The organism is Catenulispora sp. GP43 (assembly GCF_041260665.1).
Taxonomy (GTDB): Bacteria; Actinomycetota; Actinomycetes; order Streptomycetales; family Catenulisporaceae; genus Catenulispora.
This window is the reverse complement of the sequence record NZ_JBGCCT010000014.1, coordinates 173,124-187,392: the sequence shown is the minus strand read 5'-3', so window position 1 is coordinate 187,392 and position 14,269 is coordinate 173,124. Positions and strand designations below refer to the sequence as shown.

13 protein-coding genes are annotated in these 14,269 nt (G+C 70.3%); 12 read left to right on the top strand and 1 reads right to left on the bottom strand.

Annotation, left to right across the window (positions count from 1 at the left end):
• Nucleotides 1-120 precede the first annotated feature (120 nt).
• The 5 genes from ABH926_RS27490 (at nucleotide 121) to ABH926_RS27470 (ending at nucleotide 4,394) form a co-directional block, all read left to right on the top strand.
• Nucleotides 121-813 (top strand): DJ-1/PfpI family protein, encoded by a 693-nt coding sequence (locus tag ABH926_RS27490; protein ID WP_370368686.1) that lies wholly within the window; start codon nucleotides 121-123, stop codon nucleotides 811-813.
• Between the two features lie 32 nt (nucleotides 814-845).
• Nucleotides 846-1,148 carry a hypothetical protein gene (locus tag ABH926_RS27485; protein WP_370368685.1) on the top strand — a complete coding sequence of 101 codons (303 nt, stop codon included), beginning with the start codon at nucleotides 846-848 and terminating at the stop codon, nucleotides 1,146-1,148.
• A 4-nt stretch (nucleotides 1,149-1,152) separates the two neighbouring features.
• Nucleotides 1,153-2,316 (top strand): MBL fold metallo-hydrolase, encoded by a 1,164-nt coding sequence (locus tag ABH926_RS27480; protein ID WP_370368684.1) that lies wholly within the window; start codon nucleotides 1,153-1,155, stop codon nucleotides 2,314-2,316.
• A gap of 220 nt (nucleotides 2,317-2,536) precedes the next feature.
• Nucleotides 2,537-3,568 (top strand): methyltransferase, encoded by a 1,032-nt coding sequence (locus ABH926_RS27475; protein ID WP_370368683.1) that lies wholly within the window; start codon nucleotides 2,537-2,539, stop codon nucleotides 3,566-3,568.
• A gap of 70 nt (nucleotides 3,569-3,638) precedes the next feature.
• Entirely contained in the window at nucleotides 3,639-4,394 is a 756-nt protein-coding gene (locus tag ABH926_RS27470; protein WP_370368682.1) for a zinc-binding dehydrogenase, read from the top strand.
• An 84-nt stretch (nucleotides 4,395-4,478) separates the two neighbouring features.
• Here ABH926_RS27470 and ABH926_RS27465 read toward each other — a convergent pair whose 3' ends face one another.
• On the bottom strand, nucleotides 4,479-5,612 hold the full coding sequence (locus ABH926_RS27465; protein WP_370368681.1) for an FAD-dependent oxidoreductase: 1,134 nt from the start codon (nucleotides 5,610-5,612) through the stop codon (nucleotides 4,479-4,481).
• An 86-nt stretch (nucleotides 5,613-5,698) separates the two neighbouring features.
• Between ABH926_RS27465 and ABH926_RS27460 the strand changes: the two genes are divergently transcribed.
• The 7 genes from ABH926_RS27460 to ABH926_RS27430 all read left to right on the top strand — a co-directional run bounded on the left by ABH926_RS27460 (nucleotide 5,699) and on the right by ABH926_RS27430 (nucleotide 14,266).
• On the top strand, nucleotides 5,699-6,238 hold the full coding sequence (locus ABH926_RS27460; RefSeq protein ID WP_370368680.1) for a TetR/AcrR family transcriptional regulator C-terminal domain-containing protein: 540 nt from the start codon (nucleotides 5,699-5,701) through the stop codon (nucleotides 6,236-6,238).
• 507 nt (nucleotides 6,239-6,745) lie between these two features.
• Nucleotides 6,746-7,507: a polysaccharide deacetylase family protein gene (locus ABH926_RS27455; protein ID WP_370368679.1), complete on the top strand. Its 762-nt coding sequence runs from the start codon at nucleotides 6,746-6,748 to the stop codon at nucleotides 7,505-7,507.
• A gap of 202 nt (nucleotides 7,508-7,709) precedes the next feature.
• A complete protein-coding gene (locus ABH926_RS27450) occupies nucleotides 7,710-8,546 on the top strand; it encodes a glycosyltransferase family 2 protein (RefSeq protein WP_370368678.1) in 837 nt (278 codons plus the stop codon).
• The gene (locus ABH926_RS27445; protein WP_370368677.1) at nucleotides 8,516-9,367 is read left to right on the top strand and encodes a hypothetical protein; all 852 of its coding nucleotides are present in this window, start codon (nucleotides 8,516-8,518) and stop codon (nucleotides 9,365-9,367) included. Before ABH926_RS27450 ends, ABH926_RS27445 begins: the two co-directional genes overlap by 31 nt.
• Entirely contained in the window at nucleotides 9,364-10,542 is a 1,179-nt protein-coding gene (locus ABH926_RS27440) for a glycosyltransferase family 4 protein (RefSeq protein ID WP_370368676.1), read from the top strand. The genes ABH926_RS27445 and ABH926_RS27440 overlap by 4 nt, the downstream gene beginning before the upstream one ends.
• Nucleotides 10,488-13,097 carry a hypothetical protein gene (locus ABH926_RS27435; protein WP_370368675.1) on the top strand — a complete coding sequence of 870 codons (2,610 nt, stop codon included), beginning with the start codon at nucleotides 10,488-10,490 and terminating at the stop codon, nucleotides 13,095-13,097. The genes ABH926_RS27440 and ABH926_RS27435 overlap by 55 nt, the downstream gene beginning before the upstream one ends.
• A complete protein-coding gene (locus tag ABH926_RS27430) occupies nucleotides 13,094-14,266 on the top strand; it encodes a glycosyltransferase family 4 protein (RefSeq protein WP_370368674.1) in 1,173 nt (390 codons plus the stop codon). Before ABH926_RS27435 ends, ABH926_RS27430 begins: the two co-directional genes overlap by 4 nt.
• Nucleotides 14,267-14,269 lie beyond the last annotated feature (3 nt).

Below are 14,269 nucleotides of genomic sequence, written 5' to 3'. Positions count from 1 at the left end.
GCTGTCATTATCCCGTCGAAGCTTGTCGAAAATGCCACTGGGGCGACATACCCCGCCCTGACTACGGTCGAGAACGTCCGGCGAAACGCCGCTTTGTCAAGCTCCTGAAGGACGCTCTCGATGCACGCTCAAATCATCTTGTTCGACGGGTTCGACCCGCTCGACGTCATCGCCCCGTTCGAGGTCCTGTACGCCGGAGGCATGGCCTCCGGCGGCGCGGTGACCGTCGAACTGGTCACCGCCGAAGGCCCGCGCGAGGTGGTCAGCGGCACCGGCGGCCTGCCGCTGCGCGCCACCGGCACCCTCGACCCGGCCCGCCCCGGCCTGGTCCTGGTCCCCGGCGCCTCCGGCCGCGTCGGCGAGCCCGGAGAGGTCCCCGACCAGGACGCGGGCGCCGTCGGCGAATGGCGGCCGGACGAGTTCATCCCGGTGCTGCTCGGCCGCACCCTGACCACCGGACTGCCCGCGCTGCTGACGGCCGCGATGGACAACCCCGAGGTCGTGATGGCCTGCGTATGCGGCGGCTCGCTGATCCTGGCCATGGCCGGCCTGCTGGAGGGCCGCCACGCCACCACCCACCATCAGGGCATGAACATGCTCGACGCGACCGGCGCGCACGCCGTGCCGGCCCGCGTCGTCGACGACGGCGACCTGGTCACCGGCGCCGGCGTCACCTCGGGCCTGGACTTGGGCCTGTACCTGCTGGAACGCGAGGTCGGCCCGCGGATCGCGCACGCCGTCGAGGAACTGTTCGCCCACGAGCGCCGCGGCGTCGTCTGGCGCGACACCGGCCCGCACCCCGCCGCCCTGTGACCCGATCCGAACCGCCAGAAGGAAGCCAAACAATGTCCGCAGAAGGCACCTGGGACCTGTCCATCTCGACCCCCGTCGGCAAGATCAAGGCCGTGGTGGAATTCCGCCGCGAGAACGGTTTGCTGACCGGCATCGCCCGCGGAGCCGGCGAGGAAGTCCGGCTCGACGACATCGTCCTCGACGGCGACCGGCTCACCTGGAAGCAGGCCATCACCAAGCCCATGCGGCTGAACCTGGCCTTCTCCGTGCGGATCGACGGCGACACGCTCGCCGGAACCTCCATGGCGGGACGGCTGCCGTCCTCAAAGGTCAGCGGAGCGCGCCGCGATGGGTGAGTTCATGAACGGCGCAGAAACGATCGGCACAGACCGCCGCCGGTTCCTACAGATACTCGGCGGCACGACAGCGGCATCGGTCCTCACGTCCGGCACAGCCTCGGCCGACAGCAAACCGCACCAGGAAGCCGCGCCCCGGACGCATGGCAGGACCCGGATCATCCCGCTGGGAACCGCCGGCGGGCCGACGATCATGAACCCCGCGCGAGCCGGAACGTCGACCGCGATCGTGTACCAGGACCAGGTGTACCTGGTCGACCTGGGACTGGGCGCCTACCACCGGCTCGTGCAAAGCGGGATCAACCCCGAGCTGACCTCGGCGGGCAATACGCTCGGCACCGTCTGCGGGATCTTCTTCACGCATCTGCACAGCGACCACATCGCCGACTGGCCCGGGCTCTACTGGACCGCCGGCTCGAATTCGATCGGCCGCGCCGCGCCCCCGATCCAGGTCTGGGGGCCGGGTCCGCGGCAGAGCCTTCCCCGCGTGTTCCCGCCCGGCCGGACCGCGCCGCCCGTCGTCGATCCCGCTGATCCCACACCCGGCACCACGGCGATGACGACGTACCTGCGGCAAGCCTTCGCAGCGGATCTGAACGACAGAGCCCGGGACGGCTCGGCACCGGATCCCGGCGGCCTGTTCCAGATCCAGGACATCGATCTCTCCGGGATCTGGACACCCGATCCCGGCGGGACCCCGCCACGGCTGAGCGCGCCGATCCCCGTGTGGCGGAACGGCGACGTGACGGTCACCGCCACGCTCGTCGACCACCACCCCACCGCGCCGGCCTTCGCCTACCGCTTCGACACCCCGGACGGCTCCGTCGTCGTCTCCGGCGACACCACGGTCAGCGCGAACCTGATCGACCTCGCCCGCGACACCGACTACCTGGTGCACGAGGTGATCGACCCAGAGTTCGTCGACCGCGTCACCGGCGCGCTCCCACCGGCGCAGGCCGGCCCGCTGCGCGCGCACCTGCTGGGCGCCCACACCACGATCGAGCAGGTCGGCGCCGAGGTCGCCGAACCCGCGCGGGCCCGCAACCTCGTGCTCACCCACCTGGTCCCCGCGGACAACCCGCTCGAACGCTGGCACCTGGCCCAGCGCGGGTACTCCGGCCGCGTCACCGTCGCCGCCGATCTGGAGGCGATCACTGTCGGTTCGTAAGCGAACGACGGCGGCCGAGCGCCATCAGGGCATCGACCGACTGAAGCGGACCATTGACCCCCGGCCGCGCTCGCCGCGAACCTCTACATGCTCGGCCGGCTCGCGAAGCAGCCCGGAACCACCCGGAGAGGGTAGTCCTGGGCGCGGAATCGGTGAAGAACGGCTCGAATGGAGTCGCCACTGCACCGAAGCCGTTTGCCAATTGCGAGGGTGACCGCTGATGACCTCCACACAACCTTCCGCCCCGCAGTCCGCCATGCGTCTTCGGGAACTGGTCTTCGGCGCCGCCTGCGCCGCGGCGATCCGGGCCGCGGCCTCGCTGGGCGTCCCCGACGCCCTGGGCGAGGAGCCGATGACGGTCCAGGAGCTGGCCTCGGCCGTCCGCGTCGAGCCCGGGCCGCTGAAGCGGCTGCTGCGGGCCCTGTCCAGCTACGGCGTCTTCGCCGAGACCGATGACGGCCGGTACACCCACACCGACATGTCGCTGCAGCTGCGCAAGGACACGCCGAACAGCCTGCACCACATCGCGCTGTGGTGCACGGAGCCGTGGACGTGGCAGGCGTGGCCCCGGCTGGACGAGGCCGTGCGGAGCGGACGGAGCGTCTTCCCCGATCTGTTCGGCAAGGAGTTCTTCACCTACCTGCACGAAGACGCGGGCGAGTCCGCCAAGGTGTTCGACAAGGCCATGACCCGCTCCAGCCGGCAGTCGGCGGCCGACCTCGCCGGGTTCCTCGTCCTCAACGGGGTCGAGAGCATCGCCGACATCGGCGGCGGCCAGGGGCACGTCCTGGCGGACCTGCTGGAGAAGCATCCCGAGGTCCAGGGGACGCTGCTCGACCTGCCGCAGGTGATCGCGGGCGCCGACGCCCGGCTGCGCGAGGGCGGCGCGCTGGCGTCCAGGGCCCGGCTGGTGGCGGGCGACTGCCGGTCCGAGGTGCCGGTCCGGGCCGACCTCTACATCATCAAGAACCTGCTGGAGTGGGACGACGACAGCACCCGCAGGACGCTGCGCAACGTCGTCGGGGCCGCCGGGCCGGGCGCGCGGGTCGTGGTGGTCGAGAACCTGGTCGACGACAGTCCGTCGATGCGGTTCACCACCGCCATGGACCTGTTGCTGCTGCTCAACGTCGGCGGGGCGAAGCATTCGCGGGAGAGCATGCTCGCACGGCTGAGCGAGGCCGGACTGCAAGTCCACGACATGCAACCCGTCAATCCGTATCTGCACGCCTTCGAGTGCACGGTCCCTAACTGAGGTCAGCTGCTTCGTCCGGTCCTTCGACCTCTCCTTCGGCCGCTCCCGGAGTGTGATCGAATCAGGCCGCATGAGGGGATTCATCACCGACCCGGCGGGCCCTGCCGGGCTGCGCCTGAGCGACGACCTGCCCGAGCCCGCGCCGAAGCCGAACGAGGCGCTGGTGGAGGTCCGCGCCTACGCGGTGAACAACGACGAGGCCACCCTGATCGCGCGCCGCCCGGACGGCTGGCGCCCCGGCCAGGACGCCGCCGGGGTGGTGCTGCGGGCGCTGCGCGTCGGCGGCGCGGTTCTGGGCCGCCAGGTCCTGGTCACCGGCGCCACCGGCGGCGTCGGACAGTTCGCGGTCCAGCTGGCGCTGGCGGCCGGCGCGACGGTGACCGCCCTGGTCAGCGACCCGGAGCGGGTCGAGGACGCGCGGGCGCTGGGTGCGCACCGGGTGGTGACGTCGCTGGACGAGGCCTCCCTCGGGCCGTTCCACCTGGTGCTGGAAGGGGTCGGGGGCGACGTCCTGGCCGCGGCGGTGCGGCACGTGGTCCCCGGCGGCCACGTGGCCTGGTACGGCAACCCGGGACGGCGCACCACCGAGATCAGCCTGGCCGACTTCTACACGCAGGGCTGGAACGCGCACATCGTCGGCTTCATCAGCCCCCACCCCGAGGAGACCAAGGGCGAGGACCTGGCGATCCTGGCCCGCCTGGTCGCCGACGGCCGCCTGACCCCGCACATCGGGCTGGTCCTGGACTGGGAGCGCACCCCTGAGGTGTTCGAGCGGATGGCCGCCCGGGGCTTCCGCGGGAAGGCGGTGTTGAAGGTGCGCGATTGAGTGGTTGAGCGATCGAGCGATCGCGCGATCGCGCAGCCGAGTATTGCGACGCTCGACCGCCTACGGCTACGGCCACAGCTACGACTACGGCTTCGCGACATAAGCCGGTAGCGCTTCAAGACTCTGCCGTACGGCTTCGGCGCCGTACTCCAGCACCTGCCGCTCGTAGTCGCCGACCGCGTCGAGCAGGCTTCGACCGCCCCCGCCGGCCTGGATCAGGGATCGACGCAGCACATCGGCGTCACGCAGAGCGGTGTTCGCACCGTTGCCTCCGGTCGGGGAGGTGGCGTGGATGGCGTCGCCCAGGAGCGTGACCGGGCCGGGTGCCCAGCGTTCGCGCGGTTCGACGACGCGGATGGACAGCAGGGTGCTGTTATCCGGGTCGGCCTGCTCGATGAGCGCCTGGAGATCCGGGTGCCAGCCTTCGATCCGGGACAGGACGGCCTGCTGCGGGGTCTGCTCGCCGAGCGTGCCGTCCGGCGGCAGGATCATGGCCCAGCGCACGTAGTCGCCGGTGTCGGGCAGAGTCACCTCGGGTGCCAGCTCTTCGGCCGCCTGCTTCGGCGGGATGCGGAAGCGCATGGCGCCGAGCAGCAGGCTCACTCCGTCGCCGACGATCTTCGCGCCGAAGGCCCGGGACAGTCCCTCGAAACGCTCGGTCATCGGGGTGCGCCCGATGACGAACCGGACTCCGGTGTCGGTCGGGACCGTCTGCGGCGCCAGCACCGCGCGGACGGCGGAGTTGACCCCGTCCGCGCCGACGAGCAGATCGGCGACGGCCGGGGCGGCCTGCGCGAAGTGGGCCCGGACCCTGATGTCCTGGCCGTTCGAGCCGTCGTTCAGGACGTCGTAGCCGGTGAACGCGGCGCCGGTGTGCACGTCCAGGCCGGTGAGCAGCAGGTGCCGGAGCACGTGCCGGTCGACGACGAGTCCGGACCGCGGCGGACCGAGCTCACCGATCTTCGTCAGCTGCGGGTCCAGGACCAGCCGCTCGACGCGGGTGTCGTCGACGATCGCGTCCAGCAGCGGATGCCAGCGCTCCGGCAGGCAGCCGCGCAGCGCCTCGAAGCCCGCCGGGTTCAGCACCAGCCGGTAGCCCTGAAAGCGCGCGGTGATCGCCGGATCCCGCTCGTACACGTCGACGTCGATGCCGGCACCGCGCAGACCCTGCGCCAGGCACAGACCGCCCAGGCCCGCGCCGATGACTGAAACTCGCATCACATACCTCCCGAGGAGCTCACTTGAACACTGCTCAAGTTAACTTGAACAGTGTTCAATCCGCAACCCCGTGGCATGATCTGCCCATGCGGTTAACTCCGGCGGCGGTGTTGGACGCCGCGATCACACTCCTGGACGAGGCCGGCCTCGACGCGTTCTCCACCCGCAAGCTCGCCACCCGCCTCGACGTCCGAGTCGGCGCGCTGTACTGGCACTATCCGAGCCGCCAGGCCCTGCTCGACGCGGTGGCGGAGCAGATCGTCGCCGAGGCCTCCGCGACACCGATTCCAGACGGCGACTGGCCGCAGCAAGCCGCCGCGATGATCCACGCCCTGCGAAACGCGATGCTCGCGCACACCGACGGCGCCCGGATCATCGTCGAGATGGACGCACCCGGCCCGAACGCACTGGCCTACATCGAACGACTGCGCGGCCTACTCGCGGGAGCGGGGATGGACCGGGCGACCGCCGAGGACGCCGCGGACGTGCTGACCAGCTATCTCAACGGCTACACGATCGAGGAACAGGCGCACAAGGCCGATCAGCAGCGGGCCGATGCCGATCGCGGGTTCGCCTTCGGGCTGAACGTGGTGTTCGCGGGGCTGCGCACTATTACAGAGTCCTGAGACAAGCAGTCGATGCTCAAGTCCCGGCCTTGGCTTGCGACGCGACGGCGAGCGGGTCGGCGGACCGACCCCCCTCATGCTCCGTCACAGCTGGGCGGGCAGGACTCAACCGCTACAGCAATCGACTCGCCATTGCCGCGGCCGACTCAGGGAGCCATCACAGCCTGAGTCTCAAAGCCCTGCGTCCGTCGCACGCCCTATACTCTGCCCTTGTAAACGGCGGCGACTTCAGTAAGAATCCTCAATTACCCCGTTGCGATAAGAAAATATTGTTAACCCGTTGTTCCACTTCATCTCGAATACCCGGCCACCGCCCGATGCGGATCAGCGTTCTTGATCGCCTCGCCGGCCCCCGCCCATCGGCGATGATCTTGTATGCGGTCACGCCGACACCGGCCGGTCCGTCCCGGGGCAGACCCGGACCCATCGGATCAGGTGGCACGGCCTAGGCATATGCTGCACACTGGCAGCCCGGCCGTCTCGACTTGCATTGGTGTCGGAAACTCAATGACCGAAGCCCTCTCCCACGATCCGGTGGCGGCAGGTCGGCGCATGCCGCACCTGCCGTTGATCATGATGTACCACTCGGTGGGCCGCCGTCCGCACGACCCGAACAACCTGGCCGTCACGCCGGAGCGGTTCGAGGAGCAGATGGCGACGCTGAGCCGGCGCGGTCTCCGCGGGGTCTCCGTCGCCGAACTGCTCGCCGCGCGGGCCGCCGGGTCGGCGCGGGGGCTGATCGGGCTGACCTTCGACGACGGGTACACCGACGTCGTCGAGAACGCGCTGCCGATCCTTCAGCGCTTTGGCTTCTCCGCGACGTCCTATGTCCTGGCCGGACGCATCGGCGGGGCGAACGAATGGGACGAGGGCACCCCGTGGCCGCTGGTGGACGAGGCGGGGATCCGGCGTTGGGCCGACGCCGGGTTCGAGGTCGGGTCGCACGGCACGATGCATGTGGCACTGGCCGACGCGGACCCCGCGGTGGTCCGTGCGGAGGTCGCCGACAGCCGCAAGAAACTGTCGGACATCATCGGCAAGCCGTTGAGCGGCTATTGCTACGCCTACGGATCCATGGACGCCGCGGCCCGCTCGGCGGTCGCCGAGGCCGGCTACGACTACGCCTGCGCCATCATCTCCCGGCTGTCGCTGGGACCGCAGGCCCTGCCGAGGATCTACGTCGGCCAAGCGCACACATCCAAACATATTCTTAAAATGCTCTACACGTATCGGCTTCATCGCCGGATTTCAGGGCGGCATGCCCTATGATTTCGACGCCGCACGCCACCGACGGCACGGTGCCCCGGGCAAGTTCTACCGCTCGTGATCCGGCGCGGAAGCCCTTGCGATCTGGTGCCCCCTGAGTACTTGCACCACGCGTAGCTCGACGTATACCTTCCGCCACTAGCCGATAGCGGTGCCCCAGGGCTGAAGGCGCCGCAGCCAGACCCATCCCTTGGGGGGAGCACGAATGCGATCGCTGTCGGTCGTGATACCGGCGTATAACGAGGCCGAGAACATAGAAGACGTAATAGCCTCGATACCAGTTTCGCAGTTGTCTGATTTGGGTTGGTCGACTGAGATAGTCGTGGTGGACAACAACTGCAGTGACGGCACCGGGGAGCTGGCGCGGGCCGCCGGCGCGCGGGTCGTGTTCCAGCCCGAGAAGGGTTACGGCAACGCCTACAAGGCCGGCTTCGCCGCCGCCGAGGGCGAGGTGATCGCCTCCGGCGACGCCGACCGCACCTACCCGTTCGACCACCTGCCAGAGCTGCTGGCCGAGCTGGAGAGCTCCGGTGCGGACTTCCTGACCACCGACCGCCTGCACTCGGCGAACCGGGGTGCGATGAAGCACTCCCACTTCTGGGCCAACCACGCCCTGAGCTTCGTCAGCCGGCTCATCTTCCGGCACGGCATCCGCGACTCGCAGTCCGGAATGTGGATCTTCCACCGGGATGTCTGGGCCGGGATCGACGTCCGCTCCCCGGGCATGGCCTTCTCCCAGGAGATCAAGAACGCGGCGGTCCTCGCGGGCTATAAGGTGACCGAGACTCACATCGAGTACCGGGTACGCGGCGGCGATGTGAAGCTCAACTCGGTCCGCGACGGCGTCCGGAACCTGGCCCATCTGATCGGCCACCGGATCCGGCACGACGGCCCGGCGTCCGGCGGCTCCTACGAGGACCAGGACGTCGCCGCCCAGGCGCAGGCCAAAGCCGTCCGATTCCCGGCCATGAGGTCGGCGAGCGTGTCAGAGGCAGAAGGAGCTACCCCGGGATGCCAGACCGGCAGCGGCACAGCCGCCTGAGCGACACGTTCGCCCGGTTGTTCTCGGCCAGATCCCGCATGTCCCCGCCCCCGGCCGGCCGCCGGCGGGCCGGGGGTCCCGCAGGGCCCCAGGGTGCCGGTCCGGCTGTGGACCAGCCTGGCTTCACCGCCGGGCCGCTCCGGCCACCGGACCCGTTCGCCGACACGATGCTGCTGGGCCGGGTGGACTGGGAGCCCTCGGATCCGCTGGGACACCCGAATCCGCAGGGCCACCAGACGGATCGGCCGGACCCGATGGCCGACACGACGCTGTTGAGTCGGGTGACACTGCCTCGGCCGACCGCGGAGCCCGCCGCCCCGGGTTCCGGTCCTGACAGCGAATCGCAGCCTGACAGGGAACCGCAGCCTGACGCCGGCGCCGGGCCGACACCACCGCTGTCCGTCCGCGCGCTCGTCGAACGGCACCGCCGACGGCTCACGATCAGCGCCGGCGGCCTCGCAGCCGTCTGCGTCCTGCTCGCGCTGCCGCCGGTCCGTTCCGAACTGCGGGACTCCTTCACCCGGCTGCCCCAGCCGTACACGGCCCTGTACTTCACGACGCCGCCGCAGGTCGACGGCACCGTACTGACCGTGCCGGTGAGCGTGCACGCCGTCGACACCAGCACGAACGCCTACAGCGTCCGGGTCTGGACCGTCGACGCCCAGGGCCGGGTCGACGACAGCCGGACCGCCGACCTCACGTGGGACGGCCAGGCGATGAGCACCGTCGTCAGCATGCCCGTCAACCCCGCGGCCCAGAACGTGTGGGTCTCCCTCAAGGGCAGCGACGAAACCCTCCACTACAAGATCGCGGTGGCATGACCGAGCAGAGCTCCCCCGAGCACATACCCCCCGTCGGCTCCCGGGAGGGCAAGCGCCGACGCATCGTCCAGGTCACGCCGAACTACCCGCCGTTGCTCGGCGGCCTGGAGCGAGTGGTCCAGATCCTCGCCACCCGGCTCGCGGCCCGCCACGACGTCAGCGTGATCACCACCGACAACAAGGCCGGCGGCGCGCCGCACCGGGCGGTCGAGGCGGGCGGCGTCAAGGTCCTGCGGCACCGGGCGCTGACCGTCGCGCACACCTCGCTGGCCCCCGGCATTTTCGGCTCGCTGCTGCGGATCCGGCCCGGCACGGTCGTCCACCTGCACTGCGCGACAGCGGTCGTGCCGGAGCAGGTCTGGCTCAGCGCCCGCATGCGCGGCCTGAAGTACATCCTGCACTTCCACATGGAGGTCGACGCCTCCGGGCCGTTGGGCCGGCTGCTGCCGTTCTACAAGACGCACCTGTTCGGCCGGGTCGTCCGGGGCGCGGCCGGCGTCATCGTGCTCACCGAGTCCCAGCGCGACTTCCTGGCCGAGCGCTACGGCGTGGACCGGGCGAAGGTCTACGTGGTCCCCAACGGTGTGGCCGAAGAGTTCTTCCTGCCCCCGCGCGCCGCGAACGCGAAGCCCGCGACCGGTTCGGAGGCGGACCCGCTGCGGTTGCTGTTCGTCGGCCGGCTCGACGTCCAGAAGAACGTCGCCCGGCTGCTCGACGCGATGGCCCGGGTCACCGAGCCGGTGCGGTTGCGGCTCGTCGGCGACGGCGACCTGCGCCAGGAACTGCTGGCCCAGGCGGGCCGGCTCGGACTGGGCGACCGAGTGGAGTTCGTCGGCCGCAAGCACGGCGACGACCTGCTCAAGGAGTACGCGGAAGCCGAATTGTTCGTCCTGCCCTCAGATCGGGAGGGCATGGCGCTGGTGGTGCTGGAGGCGATGGCCGCCGGCCTGCCGGTGCTGGCCACCGCGGTGCCCGGCAACATCGAGACGGTTCAGGGCGCGGGGATCCTCGTCGAGCCGGATCCGAAGGCGCTGGCCGCCGAGATCGACAACCTGGCCCGGGACCGCGCCGCACTGACCGCCGCGGCGGCAGCGGGCGCGGCGCGGGTCGCCGACAGCCGATGGGATCGCGTCGTGGCGGCGATCGAAGACGTCTACGAGCAGGTGGGATTCTGAACACCGAGAGTTCGAACGGCAGGACCGCGATCCTGGCGAGCGTCGTCCTCGCCGGGCTGACCGCCTGCTTCGGCGCCTACTACCTCCCCGGCCCGCTGGCCACACTGGCCGGCCTGTGGCTGATCCTCGGTGCGCCGACCGTGTTGTGGACGGGCATGGCGCGGCAGGTCGTGTCGCGGCTCGACGCCGCAGTGCTGGTCGCCTTCGGCTTCGCTGTGGTCACCGATTTCGCCGTACTGCTGCTGGTGAACTTCGGCGGCCCGCTGGCCGGCTACCACCGGCCGCTGTCGGAGGTGCCGCTGGCGGCCGGGTTCGCGCTCGTCGACCTGCTGATCGGGGCGCTGTCCCCGCAGTGCCCGCCGGTGAACTGGATGCGGGTCCGGCAACTGGCCGGGCTGAAGGCCGTCGCCGGCTACGGCGCGGCCTGCCTGGTCCTGGCCGTCGCGGGCGCCACGCGGCTGAACAACGGGCTCGGCCCGCAGGTCAGCATGCTCGCGTACACCGCGATCGCCGGGCTCCTGGTCCTGATGCTGATCCGGCACGAGCGGTACGCGGTCGAGGTGCTGGAGCTGGGCGTGTTCTTCGGCGCCGCCGCCCTGCTGCTGCTGACGTCGCTGCGCGGCTGGCTGATCACCGGGCACGACATCCAGGTCGAGTACGAGGTCTACCGGATCAACCTCAGCGGCGGACGCTGGATGATCGGGAACTACAAGACCTCGTACAACGCCTGTCTGAGCATCACCCTGCTGCCGCTGGCGCTGACCAAGCTCACCGCGATATCGGCGGCCGGGGTCTGGAAGATCGTCTTCCCCCTGATGTTCGCGGCCGCTCCGGTCGCGCTGTTCCGGTCGGTCAACAACCTGGCGTCGCGGCAGGTGGCGCTGTTGTCCTCGGCGCTGTTCCTGACGTTCCCGACGTTCTTCACGGACATGGCGTACATGGCACGCCAGGAAATCGCGTTCGTCATCTTGGGCGCGGTGGCCGTGGTGATGTCCGACCAGCGGGGGGATGCCCGCCTGCGGCGCTACACGATGGTCCCCCTGCTGGTCGGGATCGTGCTCGCGCACTACGCGACGGCGTACGTGCTGGTCATGGTCCTGGGATCCGCCATGGTGGTGACGACGGGCTGGGGTTGGCTGGACCGGATCGGCGAGCGCCGCCGGAACCGGAACGGCCCGCCCGCCGCCGCAGCCGTCCAGGCCGAGGCCGATCCGGCCGCCGATGTCTGGGACTACGGCGACTGGGACTATGTCGAGGCCCCCGAGATTCAAACCAGCGAGAGCAACGCCGGCGAGAGCAAGGCCGCTGAGGTCGCCGAGGTCGGCGCACCCGGTGTTCTGGCCGGCCGGGGCAGAGGCGGACTCCGGCAGCGCATCGCCGCCCTGCGGGCTTCGGGCAGCGCCTCGCCGAAGCCCGCCGGCCCGGCGTTCGTCACCCTCTGGGTGGTCGCCCTCACCGCGGTCCTGGCCGTGGGCTACGCCGGACCGGTCACCCACACCAGCGGGCAGCTCACCAGCACCCTCACCGCCTCGTGGCGGGAGATCATCGGCGACACCTCGGACGTCGGCTCCGCCGACACCAGCAACAGCCTGGTCGGCGGCTCCAACATCACCGACACCCAGCGCATGGACGCCTACCTGGCCGACACCCGCACCGCGACCGCCGACGACCGCGACGCGGGCGTGCTGTACCCACAGTCGGTGATCGACAAGTATCCGACCCCGATCACCGCCATCCCGGACCTGCCGCTGACCGGGGTCGGCAACAGCCTGCAGAGCGTCGGGCTGCCGGTGGCGAGCCTGAACGACCTGGTCCGTTTCGGCATCGCCGCCGCGATACAGCTCCTGCTGCTGCTCGGCACGGCCGTCGTCCTGCTGGGTCTGCGCTACCGGCGGCTGCGGGCCGAGGTGACCCCGACCCGGGACCAGGCCGCGCTGGCCATCGGCTCGATCGCGGTCCTGGTCCTGTTGACGCTCGTGCCACAGCTCACCGTCGACTACAGCGTCCTGCGCGCGCTCCAGCAAGGCATCTTCTTCTTCGGCGCGTTCATGGCCGCCGGTCTGCTCTGGGTACTGCGATGGTGCGGCCGCTACCGGACGCCGCTGCTGGCGGCGGTGGTCTCGGTGATGGTCATCGACCTCACCGGCGTGGTGCCGCGCCTCACCGGCGGCTATCAGCCGCAGCTCGCGCTTTCCGACTCCGGCGCGTACTACGACGCGTACTTCCCGACCCCAGAGGAATTGGACGCGGCGGTCTGGCTCCAGAGCGTGTACGACCGCATCCCGCCCGACGCGCAGCAGACCATGCTGCTCCAGACCAGTCAGGACGTCTTCGAGCGGATCCAGAGCATCTATGCCGGTCCCGTCGAGGGCTCGGTCGATCCGCTCATGTTGCAGCCGGGCAGCTACGTCATGCTCGGGCACGCGGAGGTGGACCAGGACCGGGCGTCCATCGACTACCGGGGCACCTCAGTGCCCTACGTGTACCCGACCAACCTGCTCGAAGACCTGAAGGACAAGATCTACGTCAGCCCCGGAGTGGAGATCTACCGATGAGCGACGACGCCCGCGGGCCGCTCAAAGTCCTGCTCGTCTGCCACTACTACCCGCCGCACCTGGGCGGCATCGAGAACGTGGTGCACGCCGAGGCCCGGCATCTGACCGCCGCCGGGGTCCAGGTGACCGTGCTCACCAGCGGGGAGCGCAGCGGCGTCACCGACGAGGACGGGGTCCGGGTGGTGCGGGTCCGGGCCTGGAACGGGCTGGAGCGCAAGGCCGGCGTGCCGTTCCCGATCCTGGGGCCGAAGCTGCTGCGCCGGGCGCTGCGCTGGACACGCTGGGCCGACGTCGTGCACATCCACGATGCCTTCTATCTGACGTCGTGGGCCGCGCTCACCGCGGCGAAGGCGACCCGCACTCCGGTGGTGGCCACGCAGCACGTGGCGCTGGTGCACCATGACTCGGCGGCGGTGGCCCTGGTTCAGAAGGCCGTCTACGCGACGGCCGGACGGCTGCTGATGCGCGGCGCGCAGTCGGTGTTCACGATGAACTCCGACGTCGCGGCCTTCGTCCGCGGCCTGGGCGCACGGCCGGAGCGGGTGCACCACCTGCCGAACGGCGTCGACACCGAGCTGTTCCGGCCGGCCCGGGACGCCGCCGAGCAGGCCGCCGAGCGCGAGCGGCTGGGACTGCCGCCGGAAGGCGTGCTGGTGTTGTTCGTCGGCCGGTTCGTGCCGAAGAAGGGCTTCGATCTGCTGCTCGCGGCGGACGACCCGGGATACCGGCTGGTGTTCGCCGGCGGCCCCGCCGAGGCGCTGACCGGGGCGCGGGACTCAGTGATCTACCTCGGCTCCCTGGCCCCCGCCGAGGTGGCCGCCGCCTACCGGGCGTGCGACGTCTTCGCCCTCCCCTCGACCTCCGAGGGGTTCCCGCTCACCGTCCAGGAGGCGATGAGCTCCGGGATCGCGGTGCTGACCACCGATGACAGCGGGTACGCGGCCTACGACCTGGATCGTGATCGCGTATCGTTGGTGGACCGGGACACGGAGATGCTCCGCGTCCGGCTGCGGGAGATGGCCGTGGACTCCGAACTGCGCCGGCAGATGGGCAAGTACGCCCGGGAGTACGCTGTGGAGCGTTTCGCGTGGCCTGACCACGCATCCATGCTGATCGAGACTTACCGTTCGGCGAGCCGCCCGGGGGGAAGTTCCGCCGACCGGGGATGACGT

Coding starts and splice junctions, on each gene's coding strand:
- ABH926_RS27445 (WP_370368677.1), top strand. CDS start 8,516: ATGCCAGACCGGCAGCGGCACAGCCGCCTGAGCGACACGTTCGCCCGG.
- ABH926_RS27465 (WP_370368681.1), bottom strand. CDS start 5,612: ATGCGAGTTTCAGTCATCGGCGCGGGCCTGGGCGGTCTGTGCCTGGCG.
- ABH926_RS27440 (WP_370368676.1), top strand. CDS start 9,364: ATGACCGAGCAGAGCTCCCCCGAGCACATACCCCCCGTCGGCTCCCGG.
- ABH926_RS27430 (WP_370368674.1), top strand. CDS start 13,094: ATGAGCGACGACGCCCGCGGGCCGCTCAAAGTCCTGCTCGTCTGCCAC.
- ABH926_RS27485 (WP_370368685.1), top strand. CDS start 846: ATGTCCGCAGAAGGCACCTGGGACCTGTCCATCTCGACCCCCGTCGGC.
- ABH926_RS27480 (WP_370368684.1), top strand. CDS start 1,153: ATGAACGGCGCAGAAACGATCGGCACAGACCGCCGCCGGTTCCTACAG.
- ABH926_RS27460 (WP_370368680.1), top strand. CDS start 5,699: ATGCGGTTAACTCCGGCGGCGGTGTTGGACGCCGCGATCACACTCCTG.
- ABH926_RS27450 (WP_370368678.1), top strand. CDS start 7,710: ATGCGATCGCTGTCGGTCGTGATACCGGCGTATAACGAGGCCGAGAAC.
- ABH926_RS27455 (WP_370368679.1), top strand. CDS start 6,746: ATGACCGAAGCCCTCTCCCACGATCCGGTGGCGGCAGGTCGGCGCATG.
- ABH926_RS27435 (WP_370368675.1), top strand. CDS start 10,488: ATGGGATCGCGTCGTGGCGGCGATCGAAGACGTCTACGAGCAGGTGGG.
- ABH926_RS27490 (WP_370368686.1), top strand. CDS start 121: ATGCACGCTCAAATCATCTTGTTCGACGGGTTCGACCCGCTCGACGTC.
- ABH926_RS27475 (WP_370368683.1), top strand. CDS start 2,537: ATGACCTCCACACAACCTTCCGCCCCGCAGTCCGCCATGCGTCTTCGG.
- ABH926_RS27470 (WP_370368682.1), top strand. CDS start 3,639: ATGAGGGGATTCATCACCGACCCGGCGGGCCCTGCCGGGCTGCGCCTG.